This is a genomic window from Shewanella decolorationis (assembly GCF_004354305.1).
Classification (GTDB): domain Bacteria; phylum Pseudomonadota; class Gammaproteobacteria; order Enterobacterales; family Shewanellaceae; genus Shewanella; species Shewanella decolorationis.
Map to the genome: position 1 here is coordinate 3428154 of NZ_CP037898.1, position 23821 is coordinate 3451974.

A 23821-nucleotide genomic window follows, 5' to 3' on the forward strand; every position below is an offset into this window, starting at 1 on the left:
TTAAGATTGACGGAACAAGCTATGATCAAACTGCACCAGCTGCAAGATGTCATCAATTTATTTGATGGCATTAAAGCTGAGGCACGATTACCCGCACAATGCTACGAATGCTCACGTTATATTCGTTGGTCTGAATTTGAGGCAATGCAAGTATACGAGCTTGATTTTGAACCTTATTTAACCGTTGCAGCAAACTGTGATATGCGTTTTTTTACCCTGTATCAGAGTCAGCACCGCTTATACCTTGCCCATTGCAACTATGCTGGTCACGCGCCGCGATGGGAAGCTCGCCCCATCACCTTATCGCAGCTAACGGATACCGCATTAATGACCAAGTTGATGCAAAACCACGCCTATCAATTAGGGCTCAATATCAACCTCGATTTGGATTATCCAATTTAAATTATCTAACTAACCTGAGCTCGGGATAATTAGAACCGCTGAATCGACATCTTTTCGTGCCTCTCTGCTCGGGCCTCTCTGCGTTGCTCTGCCTAACCATAGCTCGCTATGGCGTCCTTGATATGCGCAAAAATCTGCACATTCAGTCAGATAAAAGATTCTTCTTTCAAAATAATCAGTTGTGGCATTGATTTAGGGTGTTAAATTTAGATTTTTCGACACTCGTTACCCCGAGGTCAGGTTAACTAGATATCAAATTGATAGCCAGGGGATCAACAGGGAAGAAAATCATCACCTCAGTCCCCTTATTCAATTCTGATTTTACGTCGATTGTGCAACCGTGCTGGTGAAGAATTTGAAGTACAATCGACATTCCAACCCCTGTCCCTGTTCCGACAGGCTTTGTGGTGTAAAAAGCATCAAACATACGACCGAGCGTATACTCGTCCATGCCGCAACCATTGTCAGTGACAGTTAAGCAAATACTTGCATCGGCTTGAGTGAGACAAACACCTATTTCAGAAGAACGTTCACTGACAGCATCGCAGGCCTGACATGCGTTAACGATGATATTCATCAGTACTTGATTAAGTTCACCTGCGTTAAACAAAATCATGGGTACAGGAGAAATCTCTCTTTTTATGACAATATTGCCAAACATTGGCCTAAGTATTTTTAGCGTAAATTCAAGGGCATCAGCTAACTGAACCGCGGACTTACCTGCCGAATCCGTTCGTGCAAAAAACAGCAAATGGTTAACGATATCTTTAATACGCATGAGCCCTTGGCAAGTATCACTGGACAGTTCTGAGAGATCCTCCTTAATAAATTGCAACTTCACCTGGTCAATGGGCTGATTATCCGCAGCATCAATCATCACCAATAAATCTTCGGCATAACAGGTTAAACTCCTCACATTAGAAAGAATATACGCCAGCGGATTATTCACTTCATGGGCAACACCTGCGGCGACAGTTCCAAGAGAAGCTAATTTCTCCTGTTGGATTAACGATTGTTGCTGTTGCCTAATGAGATCGATCTGTTGCTGTAACAACACATTTTTCTCATAGAGTTGGCGGGTACTGTCTTCAAGTAACAACTCCACTTCAAACCGAGCCATTTTTTCCCGCTGATAAGCGACATAATAGGGATTTTCACTGTCAGTCATTTTGTAGCTCGATGATTAACAAACAATGATCGGCACCTGTATGCATGCAAGTGTCATGGCTAATCTGGATTTTTTGCTTAAAATGCTGTGCGGCACCAAACAACAGCCCTTCAGCGCAGAAACAGAGTCTACGGGGTGATGAATAGCGCAAAGCAATTTGATTGTTCCCCACTAACCGCCCGGTGATATGAGGTAACGAGGGTTCGTGGTACAGCTTATTGACCTCTAAATGGATCACATCATGGATCCCCATGACCAAGGAGGTAAAATCACTAAACTTGTTAACCACATCGGTATGGCGTGAAGCAAGCCCATTAAACAGAAACTGTCCAAACGCTTTAACGACTTCTTGCAGAGGCATATTAAGTCGCTGCGCAACATCTTGAACAATGCTCAATAACTCGGATTCTGCATAGCTTTTCGCTGAAACATACACGCGATCCTTAGGAGCATGTTTAGCTAATAGCTCATTCCACACTGACATACCGCACTGGGTTACGACCATATCTTCTAGCACATTAAAAATAATGCCTTTCATACGGACCTCATCGAATGAACACGCTTAAGCAACAATATTCGTCTAAGACTGTGTCACATTTGTCCTATACATTACCTATAAAGTATTAGCAGTAATCTTTATGTTTGGCAGAATTTTTGTATAACCCCGAAAAAGAAACCAAAATTTACAATCAAGCTCATGTATTACTGGAGCATTGTTTTTGTTCATCCTTTCTTTAATGCGCTAAAGAAGATATTCCATTACAATCAGCAGGTCTTTATGAGCGATACAACAGACTGGACTAAAAGCTTAAAAACAGGCTAAGCGATAAACAATCTGACGCACTTAACACGCCCTAAGCAAAAGCAGTTGATTCTATGACCAAAACCCTCGCCCACTCACCAGCTAATACCCTTGTTGTATTGGATTTTGAAACCTCAGGACTATCCCCCAGCCAAGGCGCCCGTGCCATTGAGATTGGCGCGGTATTGATTGAGCAAGGACAAATTACCGCTCGCTTTTCGGAGTTAATGAATCCTGGTTTTCGAATAAGCAGCTTTATTGAAGATTACACAGGCATTAGCAATCAAATGCTTGCCCATGCGTCACCCTGTGCCGAGGTGATGGCTCGCTTTGCCGAATTTATTGGTAAACACCATCTTGTTGCCCATAATGCAGCATTCGATCAACGTTTTCTGGAAGCTGAATTTAGCCACATTGGTCACCAGTATCCCGGTCAGTTTGGCTGCTCGTTACTGTTATCAAGACGCCTTTATCCCGAAGCGATTAACCATCAATTGGCGACCTTAGTTCGTCATAAGCAGTTACCGACCAATGGAACCTTTCATCGCGCCCTAGCGGACGCTGAAATGACTGGGCATTTATGGTTACGTATGTTGGCAGATCTTAAGCAAGGCTACGCCATTGCAGAGCCGCCCTTTAGCTTGATGCAGAAAATCATGACTAAGACAAAAGCCGATGTGCCTAATTTTTTGCGACAGTATGCTAGAGGTTAACCGCTTTCAGGCTCTGCTACCCATCTGGCGAATTTAGCTCGGTCCAATAAATAAGCCGAGTGCTTGATTACACTCGGCTTAATGATTAAATCAAATTGGAGGCAACTTAAGCGATTGGCGTATGGTCAATGCCACAAGAGCTACGCACGACTAAAGTCGTTGGGATTAATTGCGGACTCACTGCCTGACCACGGATTAGCTTGAGCAGACTCTCCACCAAAATTTCTCCCGCTAATTGGGTATTTTGCTTGATGGTGGTTAAGGGAGGATTCGCAAAGCTAGCGACAGGAATATCATCATAGCCGACAACCGCGACTTGCTCCGGTACTAAATAGCCTTTCTCTTTGAGGGCGCGAATGGCGCCAACAGCAATTAAATCACTGGCAGCAAATATCGCATCAAAATTTAACCCTTTGTCTATCAAGGCTAAAGCTGCATGATAACCTGCGCTCTCAGTGCTAATGGCCGAAATTTGTCTCTCTTGTACAACGGGTAATCCTGCACATCGTAAAGCTTTAACATGCCCAAGATACCTATCTCTAAATTCAGGACTATGGCTCGAAGCATCACCTAAAAAGGCAAATGCCCTGCGTCCAAGGGAGATCAAATGCTCTGTTGCAATCAAACCACCTTGATGATTGTCGCAACCAATCGATAACACCGACTTATTATTATGCTCAGCCCCCCAAATCACAAAATGAGTATTCTGTGCCAGCAACTTTTCAAGCTTTTGCTCGTAATCCATATAGTCGCCATAACCGAGCAAAATAATACCATCGGCTTTATTACTGTCTTCATAATCGGCATGCCAGTCACTGGAAAGCTGCTGAAACGAAACCAGTAAATCATAGCCCTGCTGCGCAGTTGCTCGTGTTATCGACCCTAACATTGACAGAAAAAAGGGGTTAATCAATGAATCATCATTGGTGGGATCTTCACACAATAATAAAGCTAAGGTATGGCTGTTTTGGGTACGCAGATTACTGGCATTTTTATCAACTTTGTAGTTGAGCTCTTTCGCAATGGCTTGGATACGTTGTCGAGTTTCCAAATTGACTAACGGACTATTTCTCAGAGCTCGAGAAACCGTCGACTGGGATACACCAGCACGATAAGCAATATCAATAGAGGTCGCTTTCGATGCCATAGCAAGGTCACCATAATAATTATTTTTGGGGATACTAAAACAGTTCTAACGACTTGTATAGCCGAAGGATTTACAACTGTCTAACAAGTTAACAGTTTTAGTCCAATTTAAGATATTGAACGGTTGAGGTCCATTGAATATAAGGCCAGCTTAGTGAGGGTTAACCCAAATAATCGAGTTATCCCATCATAAATGAGTCGAATCTTTGAAAACGCAGAGCGAGCAAATATTCTAATGACTAAGGGGTTAAAGCCATCAAGCATCAGCAATAGTCGATACAAACCATAAGGTGTTTGTATCGACCGAAGGGATGAGTTAGATACCTAATTCATCAAGCAAATCATCCGCATCCATATTGGAATGCTGTTGGCTGATAGCGGGTTTATCCGCCATACGACTCCAGGGTGTAATGCTCTCAACATTAGAGGCTTGAGCACCACTCATACCATGCTGCTCGAGTAGGCTATCGGGATCAAATTCCTCATCATATTCAAACTCATCGAGCTTAATAAATTCAGTTTTATCCATTGCAAATTCGAGGTAGAAAATATGATTATTTTCCGTTTTGAAGGAGACACGCCTCGCCACGGCATCATCTAAGTTAGCATCGATTGAAATGGTCAACTCTTTGTTTATCGTTAACATTTTTGGCTGACTTTGGCTGATTGAGGTTTGTAATTCCTTGGAAATTTTATTGATAAAATCCCCTAAAATCTGGTTCATCAACTCCCCCATCACATTACCGACTTCATCGGAAGTATGGGAAAAAGCTAATTCTTCTTCAGGCATGCCCATATTAAGCATGTAACGACGGTAAATTTCGATCGCCGCAGGGGCAGAAAAGTTAATGACAACCAGCCCTGAAAATCCGCCGTCAAAAATAGAAAAACAGCCCAAGTCAGGTTTTAAACGGGTTCGAGCAATACTTTGCACCATACCCGCATGGCTAACATGGCTTGCACTGGTGCTAGAAAGCACATGGGCAACCGAGTGGCATAACTTCAACAAAATATCGTCTGAAGTCACAATGGTATTTGTAGTCATAATCGATTCTCAAACATAACAGTTGATTAATCTTGCGCGTAAAAGTGTAAAAAATCAAAGTTAAAACAACTAATTAGAGCTATTTAACACAATATTATTCGTTAACAAGATGTAAGTTATTGAATTTAATAAATACTTCACTGTACAGATTTAGGCTAGCCAAAAGTCCGCAAAAATGAGCGATAAAATCATCAATCAGTTTAAGTGCAAGCTAAGATCCTGCTTAAGATCAAAGAAACCCTACATTCCCTACGACTTTACATGAAATTTAATACGCTTATATTCTATAAAAAATCATTCGCAGGTATATTGAAGCCCACTCGTTAAGCGCCTTAAGGACTCCAAATGATCACGTTTTTACGCCAATTCACCATTTTGAAACGTCTTATGATGATGTTAGTGATGGCGGCGATTGGTACTGTCTGCTTTGCTAGTTTTTCAATCAAGGAACAATACAGTAATTTGATTGAACAAAAATGGCTACAAATCGATGGCCAGCTTGGCAGTGTTCTCAGTGTTATTGACGTTTATCGACAGTATGCAGTCAGTGGCAAACTCACTGAACCGGAAGCCAAACAGGCTGCAGCAAGCCTTATTGACCAGACACGTTATGCTGGTGTGGGTTATTTTATTGTTATTGACGATAGCAACCAAATCCTTGCCCATGGTGAAAACCCCAGTCTTATAGGCACCTCAGCGCAAAACTTTAAGCTTCCCAATGGTACTAACCCACTGATAACGATGTTGTCTCAAGCTAGGCAAAATGGAAAGGCGATGCTGGAGTATCCCATTGCAAACCCAGTGTCTAAAAAGGTTGAGGATAAACTCGCTGAAGCCCGCTATTACCCACAATGGGGCTGGACTGTCATTACTGGCGCATACTTAAGCGATGTCAAAGAGAGTCTTGATAATGTGATGATCGATTATCTGATTATCATGTTTTTGATTTCTGTGCCCATTTTTGGCTTCTTCCTTGTGCTGAATCATTCAATCACCTCACCGCTGAATGATGCGATTGATGCGCTTGAAGATATCGCTCAAGGCGAAGGCGATTTGAGTCAACGCCTTAATACCAAAGGTAAAGATGAAGTAGCCCATCTCGCTAGCGCCTTTAATCTATTTGCCCAAAAAATTGGTGATATGGTGGGCCATTTACAACCCTTAGGACAAACCTTAGACAACGATGCCAAACTTTTGATGCTTGCCGTTGAAGAGTCCAACCAAAGTGCCGAGCATATTCACCGTGAAACAGGCAGCGTGGCTACCGCGGTTAATCAGATGCTTTCCACCACCCATGAAATGGCGAGTAACACTCAACAAGCTGCAGATGCAGCAACCAGCGTGAAAAACCAAGCTCAACAAAGCAAAGGTGTGATTGATAACACCGTCCGTGACACCGAGAAGTTAGTGTTAGAACTTAAGGCTGCTGAAGCCATCACTCAAAAACTGGGGCACGCATCTGGTCAAATTGGCAGTATTTTAGATGTGATCCGTGCGATTGCTGAACAAACAAATTTACTCGCTCTCAACGCGGCCATTGAGGCTGCGCGTGCGGGAGCCCATGGACGTGGTTTTGCGGTAGTCGCCGATGAAGTTAGAGCACTCGCCAACCGTACTCAAGACTCCACCAATGAGATCCAAAAAATCATCTCTGAAATACAAACTGGTGTGGGTTCGGTGATGCAAAGCAACAGCCAAACACAACGTCAGTCGGAAGAATTGCAAGCGAAAGTGCAAGAAGCCGGTCATGCGATGGCGACAATTCTTGAACTGATTGCCCATATCAGTGATATGAACACGCAACTGGCAAGTGCGACTGAGGAGCAATCCTTAGTAACAGAAGAGATTAATCGCAATATCTGCAATATTTCGGAGTTAACGGAAGTCTCAGTCAAAGCTAATGACAGTAACAGCCAAGCAGCGCAATCTTTGCAGGATATTAGCCAAGATATGTCTCGCACCTTAGGCCAATTTAAAATCTAATCTAACGAAACCTTGCATCAGATGCCAAAAGAGGACGTATTAATACGTCCTCTTTTCGTTTAAAATTCGCCGAAAGTTAAAAAGCATTATTCATGTCTTTTATGCTGTATTTCATGCTATAAGGTAAATTTATAACTTGCACAAATATGTCGATTGAGGAAACGTTTATGCGTATGACCTTAGCCGTACACCCGCGGCAGTACAGCATCCACAGCTTTAGCCCTAATGCGCAAATTCCAAGTCACGTTTTTACCGAAAAGGTCTACTTTATCGGTAAAACTGAAGAAGGTCTCACTCTGGTTGTACCGAGTGAACTCGAACTCGACAGTTTAGAGCAAGAAATGGGGTGGAGTTGTTTAGAAGTGCTCGGGCCACTGGGTTTTTCAATGACGGGCATTTTATCAAAAATAGCAAGTACACTCGCCGATGCGCAAATTAGTATTTTCGCCCTATCCACCTTCGATACCGACTATATTCTCGTCAAGAAAACTTGTCTTCAAAATGCCATTACTGCATTAAGAAAGGCGAGTTATAAAATTATTGAGTCAAACGAAGCGCCGTAATCACGTTAAAGAGTTAAGCCACTATGTACGAAAAATCTGTCACTATCACGGCCAAACATGGTATTCATACCCGTCCTGCTGCACTGTTGGTGAAAGAAGCAAAAACCTTCGATTGTGACGTTTTAGTTGAATGTAACGGCAAGCAAGCCAGCGCCAAAAGCTTATTTAAACTGCAAACATTAGGTTTGTACCACGGCGTAACTGTCAGAGTTTTCGCCGAGGGAGATCAGGCACAGGAAGCCGTCGAAAAAGTCTCGACCTTATTGATTACCCTAAGTTAACAAATCGCCCAATAATATTAGGAATAACTATGTCGATAACGGGGATTATAGTGTCATCGGGTATAGCCTTCGGTAAGGCTTTGCACCTAAGCCATAGCGAAAACCACCTCGATTATCGCCCTATTCCGCTTTCTAGGATCCCCCAGCAGCAAAGTAAATTTCTTAAAGCATTACAGGCACTCAAGCAGCAGCTCAGTCTGAGTTTGGCAAAGCTCGAACCCGAAAGTGAAAACTATCAACTGATTGAAGCCGATCTATTACTGCTCGAAGATGACGAGCTGATAGCACAAGTTAAAGAAGCTATCCGCACCCTACAACTTTCTGCCAGTGTCGCTGTTGAGCGGATATTCGCACATCAAGCAAATGAACTCGAATCCTTAGACGATCCTTACCTTGCAAATCGCGCCCAAGATGTTCGCTGCCTCGGACAACGCATAGTAACGGCGATTAATGGACGTCTAGAGCAGGGATTAGCCCATCTGTCGGAGCCAACTATACTCTTGGCTCAGGATCTGACTCCGGCAGAGTTTGCTTTACTCCCTAAAGCGCAGATCAGCGGCATAGTGCTTAAAACGGGTGGCCTCACCAGTCATACCGCCATTTTGGCTAGAGCAGCAGGTATTCCAGCCATTCTTAGCTGCCAGTTTGATGCCGAGTTAATCCCAAATGGCACTCCCCTAGTGCTCGATGCCCTCAGTGGTGAACTCTTTGTCAATCCACAGCCTGAACAACAGGCAAGATTAACGGTTACTCTGCACCATGAACAGGCACGACGTTTAGCCCTTCAGGCATATCGTGATGTTCCGGCAAAAACACGCGATGGTCATCAAATCGGTCTGATGGCAAACGTCGGTAATTTAAATGAGATAACCCACGTTCAAGATGAAGGGGCTGATGGGATAGGATTGTTCCGCACCGAGTTTATGTTAATGCATACCAGCACCCTGCCGGATGAAAAGGCCCAGTACAATCTTTACTGTGAAGCTTTACATGCGCTTGGAGGAAAAACCTTTACGATTAGAACATTAGATATTGGCGCAGATAAAGAAATGCCCTGCTTATGTCAAGAAGTAGAGGATAATCCGGCGTTAGGTATGCGTGGAGTGAGATACACCTTAGCGCACCCAGAACTCTTCAAGACCCAGCTCCGAGCCATCTTGCGAGCAGCCAACCATGGCCCTATTCGTTTAATGTTTCCAATGGTAAATCAAGTTGAAGAGCTCGACCGTATTTTTGCGTTAATAGCTGAATGCCAAGATGCCCTTGAGGATGAAGAAAAGGGTTATGGAGAACTGAGTTACGGTATTGTGGTCGAGACGCCCGCCGCGGTGATGAACTTAGCTTCTATGCTACCCATGCTGGATTTTGTCAGCATAGGTACCAATGACCTAACCCAATACGCTATGGCGGCGGATCGCACCAATCCGCAACTCACACGGGATTACCCGTCACTTTCACCTGCAATATTAGCGCTGATCAAGATGACTATCATGCAGGCAAAATCCGCTGGGGTAACAGTCTCACTCTGTGGTGAATTAGCCAGCTCACCACAATTGGTCCCCCTGCTTATAGGCATGGGATTGGATGAACTGAGTGTTAATTTAAACTCATTGCTTGAGGTGAAAGCGGCGATTTGCCAAGGGGAATTGGCGAAATTTTCTGCGTTAGCGCACAGTGCAACACAACAGAATAGAATTTCAGATCTTCAGCAGTGTATAACAAACTATAAATAAAACATTTTATTGGTTATGCTGCTTTGCAGACCAAAAGATAACAACAAAAACAAGCGAAGGGGCATCGGATTATGGGATTTTTAAGCCGCATAAGGCGATTGGTATCGGGACAGCCACAACTTGCTGGTGGCATTATGGTTTATGCTCCTGTCAATGGGGAAATTGTCGCGATTGAAAAGGTTCCCGATGTGGTGTTTGCAGAGAAAATTGTGGGTGACGGTATTGCTATCGCCCCAAAAGGAGACACCATTGTCGCACCAATAGACGGCACTATCGGTAAAATTTTTGAAACAAATCACGCTTTTAGCATTGAGTCACCACAAGGGTTAGAACTGTTTGTGCACTTTGGTGTAGGAACAGTAGAACTTAGAGGACGTGGTTTTAGTCGTTTGGCAGAAGAAGGACAAGTGGTAAAAGTGGGCGATCCTATTTTATCTTTCGATATTGAATACTTAAAAGATCAAGTCGATAGCCTACTAACCCCTGTAGTACTTGCCAATATGGAAGATGTTAAATATCTCGATAAAGCTCAGGGCTGCGTGACCGCAGGGAAAGATCCTATTTTTACGGTACAGCTTTAGTCTCCCCAGCTTAAAGCATCCCTCATCCAACTCCCCTCACTTGTTGATATTACCGCTGGCAGTCTAATTAGACTGTCGGTGGTTAAATTTAGCCTAGGACGCTATTTTCCCTCTATAACGAATAGCCATAAAGAGTTAAAAACTCAGGATCTTCCGCAAGTGATAATTGCCCTACCCCTGATAGTTGCGCTTTGATCTCGGCAAACAACTCCCCGGATATCGTTGTCGCTGAAGGCGGTAAATGTGTTTTCACAATCCGAATACCTGCAATAGATTTATAGGCAATAACACGCCTGACAAATATGCAGTCCTTAGCCCCAATATGGGAAATCGCCTGATTTGATACTTCATGGTCTAATGGAAAATCAGTTTCTCCAACCAATCGCATTTGTAAATAAACACTGTGAGAGGCGAGAATGTTCATACATTCACGCCATTTGGTATTGTTCATCAGCACCTGAGTCAACTTATCTAATAGTTTATATTTTTCAAACAGATAATAACATAAAAAGACCAAGTGTGGAGAGCACTTGGCCTTTGGCTGGAGATGGAATGTGAGTCGAGTTTAGAAGCCTTCAACCCCCGCCATATCGGGAAGATGATGGGCAATCCCTTTATGGCAATCGATACAGGTTTTCTCACCACTGGCTAAGGATGTTGAGTGCATCTGGGCAGCGCGTGGCGACTGTCTAGTAAAGTCCATGTAGGTAAAGTTATGGCAGTTACGGCACTCAAGCGAGTCGTTCGCCTTTAGTCTCGCCCACTCATGTTCGGCCAGTTCGCGACGCTTGTTCTCAAACTTTTCGCGGGTATTGATGGTACCAAACACTTTACCCCACACTTCTTTCGATGCCTGCATCTTACGGGCAATCTTATCGGTCCAGTTGTGCGGCACATGGCAGTCAGGACAAGTCGCACGCACACCACTGCGGTTCGTGAAATGGATAGTCGACTGTAACTCTTGATAGACGTTATTTTCCATTTCATGGCAACCGATACAGAAGGCTTCTTTGTTGGTGGCTTCAAGCGCCGTGTTAAAGCCCCCCCAGAAGATCACCCCCGCCACAAAGCCACCTAAGGTTAAAAACCCTAAACTGTAGTGCACACTCGGACGATTGAGAACTTGCCAGATCTTTTTGAGTTTATCTAACATGCTGACTCCTAGTGTTTTTTCTGCTCAGTGTTCGATTTAATCAGATGATCCATATCCACAAAGTCGTTCTCGACTAGTAATTTGGCATCCAGTTGCGGCACATGGCACTGAGTGCAGAAGTAACGTCTTGGCGAAAGCTCAGCTAAGAAGTTGTTATCCCTATCCATATAGTGAGTCACGCTGACCATAGGCGCTTGGGAGTCCCCAGTGCGGTGTCTGGCATGGCAGGACATGCACTTGTTAACCTTAAGATCGAGCTGATAGCCGTCGATCTTGTGCGGGATCACCGGAGGTTGCATCGGGTAGTTACGCATCTCTTTGATATCTTTGTTCAGCACCGCCTGCATGGCGGGCGGGTTTGGCTCAACGTTAATTGGCGCCTGACGCAAAGTATCGATTCTGTCCTCAGGAATGCTCGCCGCAGTCACGCTGGTCATCATCAGGGTGGAGAAGGCAAGCACACTGAATGCTGAGACTAATTTGAATGTTTTCATCCTGTACTCCTTATACCTTGACGATTTTCACGGCACATTTCTTAAAGTCGGTTTGTTTTGACAGTGGATCTGTCGCATCCAAGGTGACTTTGTTAATGAGCTGACTGGCATCAAACCAAGGTACAAACACGAGTCCCACAGGTGGTTTATTACGGCCACGGGTTTCGACACGGGTTTTGATTTCACCGCGGCGAGACACCACGCGCACTTCATCCCCACGGCGTAAACCGCGTTTTTTCGCATCTTCTGGGTGCATAAAACACACTGCATCGGGGAAGGCACGATAAAGCTCTGGCACGCGTTGCGTCATCGAACCTGAGTGCCAATGCTCGAGCACCCGTCCGGTGGATAACCACATATCGTATTCAGTGTCTGGCGACTCTGCTGGCGGCTCGAAAGGCAAGGCGTAAATCACTGCGCGGCCATCGGGTTTACCGTAGAACTCAAAGCCTGAGCCCGGTTTAACATAAGGATCGCTGCCCTCACGGAAACGCCATTTGGTTTCTTTACCATTAACAACGGGCCAGCGAATACCATGGGCTTCGTGGTAGGCATCGAAAGGTGCTAAATCGTGACCATGGCCACGGCCAAAGGTGGCGTATTCTTCAAACAGGCCTTTTTGGACATAGAAGCCAAAATGTTTAGCTTCATTGTTCAAATACTTAGGATCGGTATCGGCCAGCGGGAACTTATCGACGTTGCCGTTTTTGTACAGCACTTCGAATAAGGTTTTGCCCTTAAATTGTGGGTTAGCGGCTAAGACTTCCTTCGACCAGACTTCATCGGTCGTAAAGCGCTTAGAGAACTCCATCAACTGCCACAGATCCGAGTGGGATTCGCCCGGCGCCTGCACCATTTGATGCCAGAATTGAGTACGACGCTCGGCATTACCATAGGCGCCCTCTTTCTCAACCCACATTGCGGTTGGCAGAATTAAGTCCGCAGCCTGAGTCGTGACAGTGGGATAGGCATCGGACACCACAATAAAGTTGGCCGGATTGCGATAGCCAGGTAAGCCTTCCTCATTGATATTCGGCCCCGCCTGCATATTGTTGTTCACTTGCACCCAATAGCAGTTCAAGTCGCCATCTTTTAAGCGGCGGTTTTGCTCGACGGCGTGATAACCGGGTTTTGGCGGAATAATGCCACTGGGGATCTTCCAAATTTCTTCGGCGTGTTTTCTATGCTCAGGGTTAGTCACCACCATGTCGGCGGGTAAACGGTGGGAGAAGGTTCCCACTTCACGGGCCGTACCACAGGCAGAAGGTTGACCGGTTAACGAGAATGGGCTATTACCGGGAGTTGAAATCTTACCTGTCAGTAAGTGGATGTTATAAATCAGGTTGTTACACCACACACCGCGGGTATGTTGGTTAAAGCCCATGGTCCAGAAGGAAGTGACCTTGGTCTCGGGATCAGCATAGAGTTTGGCCAACTCGATAAGTTTAGCCTCAGGCACGCCCGACATCTTGCTGACCTTCTCCACCGTATATTCGGCGACAAAGGCCTTAAAGGTATCGAAATCAATCGGAGTCGAATCCCCTGCCGTTTTCACGTTTTTGGCTTTCTGCTCCAGCGGATGGGTTGGACGTAAACCGTAGCCGATATCCGTGGTACCTTGGCGGAAGTTCACGTGCTTCTTCACAAAGTCCCAGTTTACTTTATCGTTTTGGATGATGTAGTTGGCGATAAAGTTTAGGATGGCCAAGTCGGTTTGCGGCGTAAATACAATCGGTAAATCTGCCAAGTCGAAGGAGCGATGCTCAAACGTCGATAAAACTGCAACCTTCACATGGGATGCGCTTAAACGGCGGTCAGTCACTCGAGTCCATAGGATGGGGTGCATTTCGGCCATGTTAGAGCCCCACAGCACAAAGGCATCGGCCGCTTCCATATCGTCGTAACAACCCATAGGCTCATCGATACCGAAGGTACGCATAAAGCCGACAACGGCGGACGCCATACAGTGGCGCGCGTTCGGGTCGATATTGTTAGAGCCAAAGCCCGCCTTCATCAGTTTAACCGCGGCATAGCCTTCCCAAACGGTCCACTGCCCCGAGCCAAACATCCCAACTGCGGTCGGGCCTTTAGCTTTAAGGGTTTCTTTCCATTTTTGCGCCATGATATCAAAAGCGCTATCCCAACTAATGGGAGTAAATTCACCGTGCTTGTCGTATTTGCCGTCGGTCATTCTGAGCATTGGCGTGGTTAAACGATCGCTGCCGTACATAATTTTCGACAGGAAGTAACCTTTAATACAGTTAAGGCCGCGGTTCACTTCGCTGTTTGCATCGCCGTGGGTGGCAACCACTTTGCCATCACGGGTCGCAACAATCACAGAGCAACCCGTTCCACAGAAACGGCAAGGCGCTTTATTCCACTCTAATTTGGTTTGTTCTGAGCTGGTGATTAAATTGCTCGCCGATGCCGGCAGCGCTAAGCCTGCGGCGCCCGCTGCTGCAATCACCGCATTGGCTTTGATAAAGTCACGTCTATTCATGTTCATTCTTCACCCTCTTCGAGCTCTTCACTCTGGTGGTAAACCATAGTGGCGGACAAGACGCCAGGAATGGCATTAATCTGTTCGATACCGTCCATCAAGGCATGTTGGGAGTCACCTTCAAGTACGACGACGAGTTTCACTTCGTTATTGACAGAGAGTTCGGCGTTTTCAATCGCCATAATGTGTTGTCTAACATCCGCCATCTTATTTGGCATGACTTGCACCACGAGACTCGTGATATGCAGCTCTTTGCTCATCCGACACTCCGCTTATTCATGTTGTTATTGTTCTTTGGACCTCAACCGGCACCCGGTGGGCCGGTGAAGATTTGGCTAAACCATATGGCAAATCCCAATCCACTCACCAACAACACGGATAAGAGGGGGGCGAGAAATACGGTTAAAAAGATAAAAATTTTCAGTTCTAAGGATTTTTCTGCTGCGCTGTTAGCACTCATGCGTCCTCCAAGAGGTTCGTTCCTGTGATGGATTGCTCTGACCAATGCAGGATTTATAGGTATCTCAATTACATCTTTAATCCACGAAATGATCATAGCGTTAAGGTGTTAACAAACTGTATACCTCCAAATCGGTAAACCCTTTGATGCTTGATCCAGATCATCAATTTGGTGATAGATTTAGTTAGATCATGGTTTTTGAGCGTTTTTTTAGATTGTAAACAGATTGATTGGTTATGTTTTCTTATTAACCAATTGCTAAAGCATGGGAAAGAGATAGGCGTAAGGCGACTAAATCGTACAAGTTTTAAACAAAATATACCTTAAGGAGTATTAGGGGATGGTAAAGGAAGGCGCAAATTACCAATTATCCACGGCGAAATTGTCTTAACATCTTCGTCAAAGCCTTAACTCACTCAAGATACTGCTAAATCCCCTACCTTATTGGCTAATTGACCCATCAATTTTTAGATCTTTTAAAAGTCATTCGGCCAATTTATTCGCCATCGGCTTTGCTCTTTAGGGTTAGTGGCCTGCGATAGCCCGTAGTGAAAGCCCATAACGATAGCCCATAGCAAAAATCTACGCCGTCAGTGGCATGTTTGTCGCGGCTAGTGGTAGTTAGGTGAAAATGAGCCATAAAAAAGCCGAATACTAAGGTTCGGCTTTTAATGTTATAGATGATGCATTGCGCTCAACTAACTGAATTTACAGATTAAATCAGTAATGTATCAGCATCATTAACTTAGCAGGATATGGTTTAAGATACGCTTTTCCGAGATGGGATAAGCCGTTCCCAGCGCCTGTGCAAAGCAAGATACGCGGTATTCTTCAATCATCCAACGGGCTTCAATCAGTGCCGCAGGCACGGGCTGTGAGCGTGGCACCTTAGCAAGCTGCGCCGCTAAGGCCTCCTGCACTTTAGTGATACTCTGCATATGCAAACGGTCACGGGTCGGATCGACGGGCAGTTTATCGATACGGGTTTCAATCGCCTTTAAGTAACGCGCCACATCCGCTAAGCGATTCCAACCACAGGCTTCGACAAATCCCTTGAACACTAATTGGTCTAATTGGCTTTGAATATCACTCATCGCAAAAGCGATATCTAAGCTAATTTTTCCCTTTGTCCGTTTTTTAATGCCTTGATAGAGCGTCAAAATCTGCTCCACTTTTAAGGCGATTTGCTCGGCGGTAGGATTTAGCTCTTGGCGCACCCAATCCTTGGCCTGTTCGAACTGAGCAGCATCGCGCACATCCAACGCCTTTTCATCGAGCAATTGCTGCACGGCTGCGGCAATGATGTCATCAATCAGAATTTGTACTTGGCCAAATGGATTGAAATACATCGCCAGTTTTGCCTTGTTTGGCAGTGCCTGTTGAAGGTGTTTTACTGGCGATGGAATATTGAGTAACAGCAGACGACGAAGACCCTGACGATGCGCCGCCTGTGCCTCAAATTCATCATCAAATAATTTGATAGCAACTGAGTCTTTATTGTCAATCAGTGCAGGGAAAGCCCGTACTTGATAGTTGCCCTTACGCTGCTCAAATTGCTTAGGTAAGTCGCCAAAGGACCACTCGGTGAGCGCTTCCTTTTCAATCCCCTTATCCGCCACTTGACGAATCGCCTTAGCGACCACGCCCTGTAACTCGGCCTTTAAGGTATCGAGTTCACGCCCCTGTGCCACTAACTTGCCCTTATCATCCTCAATCTTAAAGTTCATCAGCAAATGCGCGGGCATTTGGGTGACATCAAAATCTTCGGGATTGACGCGCGTGCCACTCATACGCAGCAGCTGTTTGCACATGGCGTCGAGTAAACTGGCGCTAAAGGGCTGCATCGCCTGTACGCAGGCGCGGGCATAATCGGGCGCAGGCACAAAATTACGTCTCAGCCCCTTAGGTAAAGACTTAATCAGCGCAACGCATTTCTCCTCTCGCATCCCAGCCACCAGCCAATCGAAATCCGTATCATCGATTTGATTGAGTAGCGCCACCGGAATATGCACAGAGACGCCATCATCACTCGCCGCGGGGTCGAAGTGATAACTCAATTGCAAACGGATATTGCCCTTGTGCCAAGTGTCGGGGAAATCGAGCGCCGAGATATGATCGGCACTGCGCTGCATCAGCAGTGACTTATTAAAATCGAGTAAATCGGGCTGAGTACGGCGTGCTTCCTTCCACCAGCTAAAGAACTTAGGCGCGTTATAGATGCCCTCGGGAATGCGCGGCTCGTAAAAGTCCATTAACACTTGCTCATCGACTAAAATATCCCGGCGACGGGACTTGTGCTCGAGCGCTTCGACATCCTCCAATAACTTTTGGTTAGCGATAAAGAAGGCTTCTTTGGTCTGTAACTGCCCTTCGGCGAGCGCGCTACGGATAAAGATCTCCCGCGCTTCAACAGGATTGATCGGCCCGTATTGTACGCGGCGGCGATGCACCACGGTCAAACCGTAGAGTACTTGGTTTTCAAAGGCAATCACACTGCCCTGTTTCGCCTCAAAATGCGGCTCTAAGTGATTCTTTTTAATCAGATGCGCCGCTAACGGCTCGAGCCACTCTGGCTCAATTTTGGCGCAGCAGCGAGCAAACAACTTAGAGGTTTCGGTGAGCTCCGCCGCCATGATCCATTTCGGGCCTTTTTTTGCCAGCGGTGAGCCTGGGAACACAAAAAACTTACGATTGCGCGCACCTAAATATTCGTTGTTATTGTCCTTAAAACCGATATGGCTAAGCAGACCCGATAACAGCGCACGATGCAGCGCATCGTAGTTGGCTGGAGTGTCATTTAAGCGCCACTTTAAATCGTGAACCGCTTGTTTTAGCTGAGTATATAAATCCTGCCATTCACGCACTCGCAGGTAAGCTAAGTACTCGTCGCGGCATTTTTTACGGAACTGGCTGGCGGATAATTCCTTTTGCTGCTCTTTTAAGTGCTGCCATAGATTCACCCAGCTGACAAAATCAGAATGGGGATCGGCAAAACGGCGATGAGCCTCATCGGACGCCTGCTTTTTATCCATGGGGCGCTCACGGGGATCTTGAATCGACAGACCCGCCGCAATCACTAGCACTTCCTGCAAACAGCCCAGCTGATGACTTTCCACCACCATACGAGCCAGACGCGGATCCACCGGGATCTGCGATAACTGACGCCCAAGCGGCGTTAACACAATATTGCCCTTCTGCTGTTTAACTGCCTGTAATTCCTCAAGCAGTAAGAAGCCATCGCGAATATGGCGCGGATCGGGCGGCTCAATAAAGGGGAACGCGGCAATATCGCCAAGACCGATGGCGAGCATCTGCAAAATCACCGAGGCTAAGTTTGTGCGCAGGATTTCGGGATCGGTAAACGCGGGACGACTGTTAAAATCCGCCTCATCGTATAAACGAATACAAATACCCGGGCCAACACGGCCGCAGCGGCCTTGGCGCTGATTGGCACTGGCCTGTGAAATAGGCTCGATGGGCAAGCGCTGCACCTTAGTGCGATAACTGTAACGGCTGATCCGCGCAGTCCCAGGGTCAATCACATAACGAATACCTGGCACTGTCAGCGAGGTTTCCGCAACGTTAGTCGCAAGCACGATGCGACGGCCAGTATGGCTGCTGAATACCTTAGACTGCTCGCCGTAGGAGAGGCGTGCATACAGCGGCAAAATCTCGGTATCGCGGTAATTGCGACGATTTAGCTGCTCGGCAGTATCACGAATTTCGCGCTCGCCGTTCATAAAGATCAGAATATCGCCCAAGCCTTCGGCGACTAATTCGTCAACGGCGGCAAAAATCCCTTCGATTTGGTCGAGATCCGCTTCAGTATCTTGCACCAGCGGGCGATAACGGGTTTCCACCGGATAGGTCCGGCCAGAGACTTCGATAATAGGTGCATTATTGAAATGCTTAGAGAAACGTTCAACATCAATAGTCGCCGAGGTGATGATGATCTTAAGATCGGGGCGTTTTTTCAAGATTTGCTTGAGGTAACCCAAGATAAAATCGATGTTGAGGCTACGTTCATGCGCCTCGTCGATAATGATAGTATCGTATTGATCTAAATAGCGATCCGAGGTTAGCTCCGCCAGTAAAATCCCATCAGTCATCAGCTTAATATAGGATTCACTCTTTAAGGCATCGGCAAAACGCACCTTAAAGCCGACGACTTCGCCGAGCGGACTTTGTAATTCCTCGGCAACACGTGTCGCCACGCTGCGCGCCGCTAAACGGCGCGGCTGGGTATGACCAATAAAACCGCGGCTGCCAAGGCCCAGTTCTAAACAGATTTTAGGCAGTTGCGTGGTTTTACCCGAACCGGTTTCACCCGCAATGATCACCACTTGGTTTTCACTGATGGCTTTAGCGATCTCTTCGCGCATGCCGCTAACGGGCAGATTATCTGGGTATTGGATTTTCGGGCGCGCCTTAAGACGCTGCTCGACCTTTTCGAACGCTGCTTGCGCCTGCTCGGCCAGTTTGGCTAACTCTTGGGTTTTCTTGTCAGAATCGGCTTCTTTATTGAGCTTAAATAAACGGCGGCGGATCCGCGAGGCATCACTTTGAAAGCACTGCTTGAGAAAGTCGCTCGATAGCGGATGTTTGTCAGAGTTCAAAACCAAATTCCATTGCTAGCATCGAAAACAGCGATCCTAGCAAGGAACGTGACGTATTGGTACGACTAATTTGGCCTCAAAAGGATGAAAAATAGGCAAATTAATCCCGTTTTGAAGAGCTTAGCGCTTAGAGCTTAGGCGGGGGCTAAGTAACATTGTTGCATATAAACATTCACGGCACGCAGCACATTGGTGCGGTTTATTGTACCAACGACTTTGCCCTGCTCAACCACTGGATAAATCTTAGGTTTAGGGCCAAGCATCTGTTCTGCTAATTGCAAAATGCTGTCATCGGGACCGACATACAAGACTTCGGTGCGCATACAGTCTTTTACCACTGCCGTCATATCGCAGTGATAACTACTTTTAAGCATGACAGCTAAGCAATCTTGCTGGGATAAAAATCCCACTAAATCGCCGTTATCATCCACGACAGCGGCACCCATCTTGTTATTGTCTAACAGTTTTTCAACCGCAGTAGCCAGCGACATATTGGCGCGTAGTAACACGGGCTGGCGGTCCATATGGTCGCGCACTTTTATTGAATCCATGATGTTCCCCTTTCTATATCCTTAACAAACACAGTTAAAGCCTCCTTTTGTAGTCTAGTCAAGATCTCGCGAGTGTTAAGCGATTAATACCGATTGAACTTATCTGAAGGTTAAATAACCCTGATGCAGAATGAGATTCTTTGGATAATTAATGAATAACGCTATTGAGCACACAGAAAGATAAGAGATTTAATACAGACATGAGCGGACAGAAATACGCAGATTTGGCCCAGAAGCAACAAGGGGAACCAGTAACATACTGATTCCCCTTGCATAAATTTGGCGGTGAGAGAGGGAGTCGAACCCTCGATACGTTTCCGTATACACACTTTCCAGGCGTGCTCCTTCGGCCACTCGGACATCTCACCAGATTGTTTGGATATATTTTTATGTGTTTATCATTCACATTGATCACAACACGCTTAACTAACTCATTTAGCATTCGCTGTTAACGGAGCGGTACTGTACGCAAAAGCATAAGGACGGTCAAGTAAAAAAGAGAGGATTTCAGGCGGTTGCACAATTGCTAAGCAAACCGCCTGATGTCTGAGGGTAAAATGTGCGCTAAGGCTATTTTACTGTAAATTTATGGACTTCCTTAGACATAAGATCGGCATCGTAGGTCAATGCCTTAGTTAACTCCCTCAATTCATCGGAGATACGTTGAGTATTCAAATATATTTCACTTATCTTCAATGCGTTACGATTCACATCCTCAGAAACAGCAGATTGCTCGTGTGTCGCGGTAGCAATTTGTTCATTCATGCGGTTGATGATATCGACTTGTTCAACAATACGTTTAAGTTCAAGCCCTGCTTGTTCCGCTTCTTGAACGCTAGTATTTGCCTGCGATAGCCCACGTTCCATGGCTTTTACAGCCATACTCGCGCCGGATTTTAATCTATCTGTCATGTTTTTTATGTCAGAAGTCGAGGCTTGGGAACGTTGGGCTAAGCTTCTAACCTCATCGGCAACCACAGCAAAACCTCTGCCCATTTCGCCCGCTCTGGCCGCTTCAATCGCTGCGTTGAGTGCCAGCAAATTCGTTTGCTCAGCGATGCCGCTGATCACATCTAATACGACTACAATACCGTGGATCTCGCGGTCGAGTTCATTGATCGCTTGTGATGCACCATTAATATCATCGGCAAGCGCTTTAATCGCTTTGCTGGTTCTACCCACTTCAAGATTACCAGTTTTGGCCTCTTGATTTGCCGAATGTGAAGCTTCAGAAGCATGTACAGCATTACTCGCGATTTCGGCAACTGTCGCACTCATTTCGGTCATGGCGGATGCCACTTGCTCTGCCTCACTGTGACCAGCCATGACATCTTGTTCCATTGCATGGGTACAAACATCCATTTGTTCAACCGCTTGTTGTAACTTGCTGGCACTGGCGCGAACTTGCAATATGACATTTTCAAAATCACTCATCATGTCATTGAAAGCTAAGGCAAGTTCGCCAAACTCATCTTGGCTGCTGTGACTTAAGCGGACGCTGAGATCGTAGTGTTTCCTTGCTTGGGTAACGGTAGAGTAAAGGTGATGCACGCTGGAGTGTAGATAGCGAATCACAGATAAGCTCAGTAACAGCACAATTATCAGAATTAAGGCTAAGGTCGCTAACACAAAGAACATTTGTTGATTAGCCGATGCAAGACGTTCATGGGTAACCTTCAAAAGATCTGTTGAAACCTGCTGTTCAAAATCCCGTAAACTGTCTATCCGAGCGGTTGATTTTGCAAACCAGTCCTCTGGGTTTTGTTGCTGAATTTTTTGATTATCTTGGTCAAATGCAATTTGTCTCAGAGCTTCAACCTCTTTGACTTCATTAGAGTTTTGTAACCTGTTGATCGCATCAATAAGATAAGATGAGGCTAATGCGTTAAAGCGCTCTAAATAACTGTTTTGCTCTGAAACTAGGGTGATAAACTTTGCATAAACCTTTGGTTTAAATCCTGATTGACCAAAGGTCGAACTTAATACTGCTCGTTCTATCCCTGCTCTTTCCTTCATTTGTAAAAAAGCACTAAATGCCGCAGCTTTAATCGCAATCTCTTGATTCGCGCCAGTTTTGGCGGTCTCATCGACTATTGCGAGTAATTCTCTATTTAGCTCCGTATAGTAGCTAACTTCATCTGCGACACTGATTGATAAACTATCAACCTGCGAACGAATCGAGGTTAATCGACCGAGTTGGGTATTCAATTCACGTAATTTAGGCGCAAAAACTAAGGGTAAACTGTGGTTTTCGATAAAAGATTGGAAATGTTTAAGCTGGGTATCGGTTAATTGCCTTTGCGTAGGGATCTTTGCAGCGAAGGCTTTGCCTGATGAACCAATAAAGCCCGCACTCATGCCCCGTTCTTTTTGTAATTCATGTACAAAGTTACTGTTAGTCACCGCCAATTCACTCAACTGCACCACAAGTTTAAGCTCTTGACGATATTCATACTTTTCAATGAGAAACAAAGCTCCATACAAAAAGCACGCTAAGAGAGGTGGCAATACAACCATGAGTAATTTTTGCTTTAAGCTGAGGTTGCCAATCCATTGCCATTTCATAAAAAATCCTTAGTCAATTTACGGTTATCTATCTGACCTACTATGTATAGCACAGGATAGTAATGATAACGACAAAGAATCACTAATTTAGTGATTCTTAATCATCATAAAAACATAGACTTAAATATTTGGATCTTTGCCAGCTGAATGTAAGTATTCAATGACGCAAGTAAACGAAAGGAGATCTAGGGAGAAGATGCGGGCGAAATTTTCAACCCGCATTCACTGGTTAGCTAAAAAGTTGTGGAAATAAACCTTTAATACCAGCCGCAATGACTTCAATACCGATGGAAAGCATTAATAACCCCATCAGACGGGTGATTACGTTAATACCCGTTTTGCCAAGAATCTTGTAAATAATTGATGCCATTCTAAATAGTGCAAAACTCACCAAGCCAAAAATAATCACTGTCATAAACATCGCAATAAAATTTGACAATGAATTATGCTCTGCGGCAAACACGATGACCGAGCTGATAGCACCTGGGCCTGCCATTAACGGCAAGGCTAACGGCACCACAGCCACTGACTCCATGGCCGAAGATTCGCGATCTTCCTCTTGGTTGCGTTTCACTTCGCCCAATTTACCCTGCAACATCGACATCGCAATAATCGCGATCAAGGTGCCGCCAGCGATCCTAAAAGCCGAAAGTGAAATGCTAAACATATTCAAAATATGTTGCCCCGCCACTATGGTCACCAGCAGGATCACCACCACCGCAAAGTTAGCCACTTTCCCCGTATGGTTACGTTCGGCTTCGGTTTGATGACTGGTTAAGCTCACAAACACTGGCAACAAACCAATGGGGTTGATAATGGCAACTAAGCCAAGAAAAAATTTAACGTAAAGTGTTAACTCCAAGTTGCAGTCCTTATTGTGCGTGTCACGCCAATTTCATCAAACTAACCGTAAGGGCAAGTATAGTAGCTTAAGCACAGATGACTGAAAAATGAGATTTTTGAGGTTAAATCACAAGTTTGAGTAATAGCTGCTTTAGATACTCGACTCATTTTAGGTCAAAGAGGTTAAAACAGATCATAGTTACTGTATTTTTATTACATAAA

General features: G+C 45.4%; 21 protein-coding genes and 1 tRNA gene. 7 read left to right on the forward strand and 15 right to left on the reverse strand.

Annotation, left to right across the window (positions count from 1 at the left end):
• The first annotated feature begins 21 nt into the window (after window positions 1-21).
• Window positions 22-402 carry a hypothetical protein gene (locus EYR25_RS15355; protein ID WP_133181203.1) on the forward strand — a complete coding sequence of 127 codons (381 nt, stop codon included), beginning with the start codon at window positions 22-24 and terminating at the stop codon, window positions 400-402.
• Between the two features lie 241 nt (window positions 403-643).
• On the opposite strand, the gene EYR25_RS15360 is transcribed toward EYR25_RS15355, so the two are convergent.
• Window positions 644-1570, reverse strand: coding sequence for a sensor histidine kinase (locus EYR25_RS15360; RefSeq protein WP_133181205.1), 927 nt, complete (start codon window positions 1568-1570; stop codon window positions 644-646).
• Window positions 1563-2108, reverse strand: a complete 546-nt coding sequence (locus EYR25_RS15365) for a heme NO-binding domain-containing protein (protein ID WP_023268050.1) — start codon at window positions 2106-2108, stop codon at window positions 1563-1565. The genes EYR25_RS15360 and EYR25_RS15365 overlap by 8 nt, the downstream gene beginning before the upstream one ends.
• Before the next feature lie 338 nt (window positions 2109-2446).
• Here EYR25_RS15365 and EYR25_RS15370 point away from each other — a divergent pair, with 338 nt between their 5' ends.
• Window positions 2447-3085: a 3'-5' exonuclease gene (locus EYR25_RS15370; RefSeq protein WP_133181208.1), complete on the forward strand. Its 639-nt coding sequence runs from the start codon at window positions 2447-2449 to the stop codon at window positions 3083-3085.
• A 106-nt stretch (window positions 3086-3191) separates the two neighbouring features.
• Here EYR25_RS15370 and EYR25_RS15375 read toward each other — a convergent pair whose 3' ends face one another.
• On the reverse strand, window positions 3192-4232 hold the full coding sequence (locus EYR25_RS15375; RefSeq protein ID WP_133181210.1) for a LacI family DNA-binding transcriptional regulator: 1041 nt from the start codon (window positions 4230-4232) through the stop codon (window positions 3192-3194).
• Window positions 4233-4547: 315 nt separating this feature from the next.
• On the reverse strand, window positions 4548-5276 hold the full coding sequence (locus tag EYR25_RS15380; protein ID WP_023268046.1) for a DUF3334 family protein: 729 nt from the start codon (window positions 5274-5276) through the stop codon (window positions 4548-4550).
• Between the two features lie 345 nt (window positions 5277-5621).
• On the opposite strand from EYR25_RS15380, the gene EYR25_RS15385 reads away from it, so the two are divergent.
• The 5 genes from EYR25_RS15385 to crr all read left to right on the forward strand — a co-directional run bounded on the left by EYR25_RS15385 (window position 5622) and on the right by crr (window position 10417).
• Complete coding sequence (locus EYR25_RS15385) at window positions 5622-7259, forward strand: methyl-accepting chemotaxis protein (protein ID WP_133181212.1); 1638 nt, start codon at window positions 5622-5624, stop codon at window positions 7257-7259.
• Window positions 7260-7426: 167 nt separating this feature from the next.
• On the forward strand, window positions 7427-7822 hold the full coding sequence (locus tag EYR25_RS15390) for an ACT domain-containing protein (RefSeq protein ID WP_039978536.1): 396 nt from the start codon (window positions 7427-7429) through the stop codon (window positions 7820-7822).
• A 23-nt stretch (window positions 7823-7845) separates the two neighbouring features.
• Window positions 7846-8103 carry an HPr family phosphocarrier protein gene (locus tag EYR25_RS15395; RefSeq protein WP_023268043.1) on the forward strand — a complete coding sequence of 86 codons (258 nt, stop codon included), beginning with the start codon at window positions 7846-7848 and terminating at the stop codon, window positions 8101-8103.
• A 29-nt stretch (window positions 8104-8132) separates the two neighbouring features.
• Window positions 8133-9836, forward strand: coding sequence for a phosphoenolpyruvate--protein phosphotransferase (gene ptsP, locus EYR25_RS15400; protein ID WP_133181214.1), 1704 nt, complete (start codon window positions 8133-8135; stop codon window positions 9834-9836).
• A 71-nt stretch (window positions 9837-9907) separates the two neighbouring features.
• A complete protein-coding gene (gene crr, locus EYR25_RS15405) occupies window positions 9908-10417 on the forward strand; it encodes a PTS glucose transporter subunit IIA (RefSeq protein ID WP_023268041.1) in 510 nt (169 codons plus the stop codon).
• A 112-nt stretch (window positions 10418-10529) separates the two neighbouring features.
• Here the strand turns inward: crr and EYR25_RS15410 are convergent, their stop codons facing one another.
• From EYR25_RS15410 to EYR25_RS15460, 11 genes are all read right to left on the reverse strand, one after another.
• Complete coding sequence (locus EYR25_RS15410; protein WP_243729899.1) at window positions 10530-10841, reverse strand: hypothetical protein; 312 nt, start codon at window positions 10839-10841, stop codon at window positions 10530-10532.
• A gap of 141 nt (window positions 10842-10982) precedes the next feature.
• Window positions 10983-11570, reverse strand: coding sequence for a cytochrome c3 family protein (locus EYR25_RS15415; RefSeq protein ID WP_023268039.1), 588 nt, complete (start codon window positions 11568-11570; stop codon window positions 10983-10985).
• Between the two features lie 8 nt (window positions 11571-11578).
• Complete coding sequence (locus EYR25_RS15420; RefSeq protein ID WP_133181219.1) at window positions 11579-12064, reverse strand: nitrate reductase cytochrome c-type subunit; 486 nt, start codon at window positions 12062-12064, stop codon at window positions 11579-11581.
• Window positions 12065-12074: 10 nt separating this feature from the next.
• Entirely contained in the window at window positions 12075-14564 is a 2490-nt protein-coding gene (napA, locus tag EYR25_RS15425; protein WP_037431222.1) for a nitrate reductase catalytic subunit NapA, read from the reverse strand.
• Between the two features lie 2 nt (window positions 14565-14566).
• Window positions 14567-14824, reverse strand: coding sequence for a chaperone NapD (locus tag EYR25_RS15430; protein WP_133181221.1), 258 nt, complete (start codon window positions 14822-14824; stop codon window positions 14567-14569).
• 41 nt (window positions 14825-14865) lie between these two features.
• A complete protein-coding gene (locus EYR25_RS15435; protein WP_011716898.1) occupies window positions 14866-15024 on the reverse strand; it encodes a periplasmic nitrate reductase, NapE protein in 159 nt (52 codons plus the stop codon).
• 740 nt (window positions 15025-15764) lie between these two features.
• Entirely contained in the window at window positions 15765-19646 is a 3882-nt protein-coding gene (hrpA, locus tag EYR25_RS15440; protein ID WP_133181223.1) for an ATP-dependent RNA helicase HrpA, read from the reverse strand.
• Between the two features lie 128 nt (window positions 19647-19774).
• Window positions 19775-20191 carry a CBS domain-containing protein gene (locus EYR25_RS15445; protein WP_133181226.1) on the reverse strand — a complete coding sequence of 139 codons (417 nt, stop codon included), beginning with the start codon at window positions 20189-20191 and terminating at the stop codon, window positions 19775-19777.
• A 280-nt stretch (window positions 20192-20471) separates the two neighbouring features.
• Window positions 20472-20559, reverse strand: a tRNA-Ser gene (locus EYR25_RS15450).
• 202 nt (window positions 20560-20761) lie between these two features.
• Window positions 20762-22756 carry a methyl-accepting chemotaxis protein gene (locus EYR25_RS15455; RefSeq protein ID WP_133181228.1) on the reverse strand — a complete coding sequence of 665 codons (1995 nt, stop codon included), beginning with the start codon at window positions 22754-22756 and terminating at the stop codon, window positions 20762-20764.
• Window positions 22757-22985: 229 nt separating this feature from the next.
• Complete coding sequence (locus tag EYR25_RS15460; protein WP_133181230.1) at window positions 22986-23618, reverse strand: YchE family NAAT transporter; 633 nt, start codon at window positions 23616-23618, stop codon at window positions 22986-22988.
• Window positions 23619-23821: the final 203 nt, after the last annotated feature.

Bases quoted from the DNA above. Each gene is read 5' to 3' on its own strand.
- EYR25_RS15355 (WP_133181203.1), top strand. From the start codon at position 22: ATGATCAAACTGCACCAGCTGCAAGATGTCATCAATTTATTTGATGGC.
- EYR25_RS15360 (WP_133181205.1), bottom strand. From the start codon at position 1,570: ATGACTGACAGTGAAAATCCCTATTATGTCGCTTATCAGCGGGAAAAA.
- EYR25_RS15365 (WP_023268050.1), bottom strand. From the start codon at position 2,108: ATGAAAGGCATTATTTTTAATGTGCTAGAAGATATGGTCGTAACCCAG.
- EYR25_RS15370 (WP_133181208.1), top strand. From the start codon at position 2,447: ATGACCAAAACCCTCGCCCACTCACCAGCTAATACCCTTGTTGTATTG.
- EYR25_RS15375 (WP_133181210.1), bottom strand. From the start codon at position 4,232: ATGGCATCGAAAGCGACCTCTATTGATATTGCTTATCGTGCTGGTGTA.
- EYR25_RS15380 (WP_023268046.1), bottom strand. From the start codon at position 5,276: ATGACTACAAATACCATTGTGACTTCAGACGATATTTTGTTGAAGTTA.
- EYR25_RS15385 (WP_133181212.1), top strand. From the start codon at position 5,622: ATGATCACGTTTTTACGCCAATTCACCATTTTGAAACGTCTTATGATG.
- EYR25_RS15390 (WP_039978536.1), top strand. From the start codon at position 7,427: ATGCGTATGACCTTAGCCGTACACCCGCGGCAGTACAGCATCCACAGC.
- EYR25_RS15395 (WP_023268043.1), top strand. From the start codon at position 7,846: ATGTACGAAAAATCTGTCACTATCACGGCCAAACATGGTATTCATACC.
- ptsP (WP_133181214.1), top strand. From the start codon at position 8,133: ATGTCGATAACGGGGATTATAGTGTCATCGGGTATAGCCTTCGGTAAG.
- crr (WP_023268041.1), top strand. From the start codon at position 9,908: ATGGGATTTTTAAGCCGCATAAGGCGATTGGTATCGGGACAGCCACAA.
- EYR25_RS15410 (WP_243729899.1), bottom strand. From the start codon at position 10,841: ATGAACATTCTCGCCTCTCACAGTGTTTATTTACAAATGCGATTGGTT.
- EYR25_RS15415 (WP_023268039.1), bottom strand. From the start codon at position 11,570: ATGTTAGATAAACTCAAAAAGATCTGGCAAGTTCTCAATCGTCCGAGT.
- EYR25_RS15420 (WP_133181219.1), bottom strand. From the start codon at position 12,064: ATGAAAACATTCAAATTAGTCTCAGCATTCAGTGTGCTTGCCTTCTCC.
- napA (WP_037431222.1), bottom strand. From the start codon at position 14,564: ATGAATAGACGTGACTTTATCAAAGCCAATGCGGTGATTGCAGCAGCG.
- EYR25_RS15430 (WP_133181221.1), bottom strand. From the start codon at position 14,824: ATGAGCAAAGAGCTGCATATCACGAGTCTCGTGGTGCAAGTCATGCCA.
- EYR25_RS15435 (WP_011716898.1), bottom strand. From the start codon at position 15,024: ATGAGTGCTAACAGCGCAGCAGAAAAATCCTTAGAACTGAAAATTTTT.
- EYR25_RS15445 (WP_133181226.1), bottom strand. From the start codon at position 20,191: ATGGATTCAATAAAAGTGCGCGACCATATGGACCGCCAGCCCGTGTTA.
- EYR25_RS15455 (WP_133181228.1), bottom strand. From the start codon at position 22,756: ATGAAATGGCAATGGATTGGCAACCTCAGCTTAAAGCAAAAATTACTC.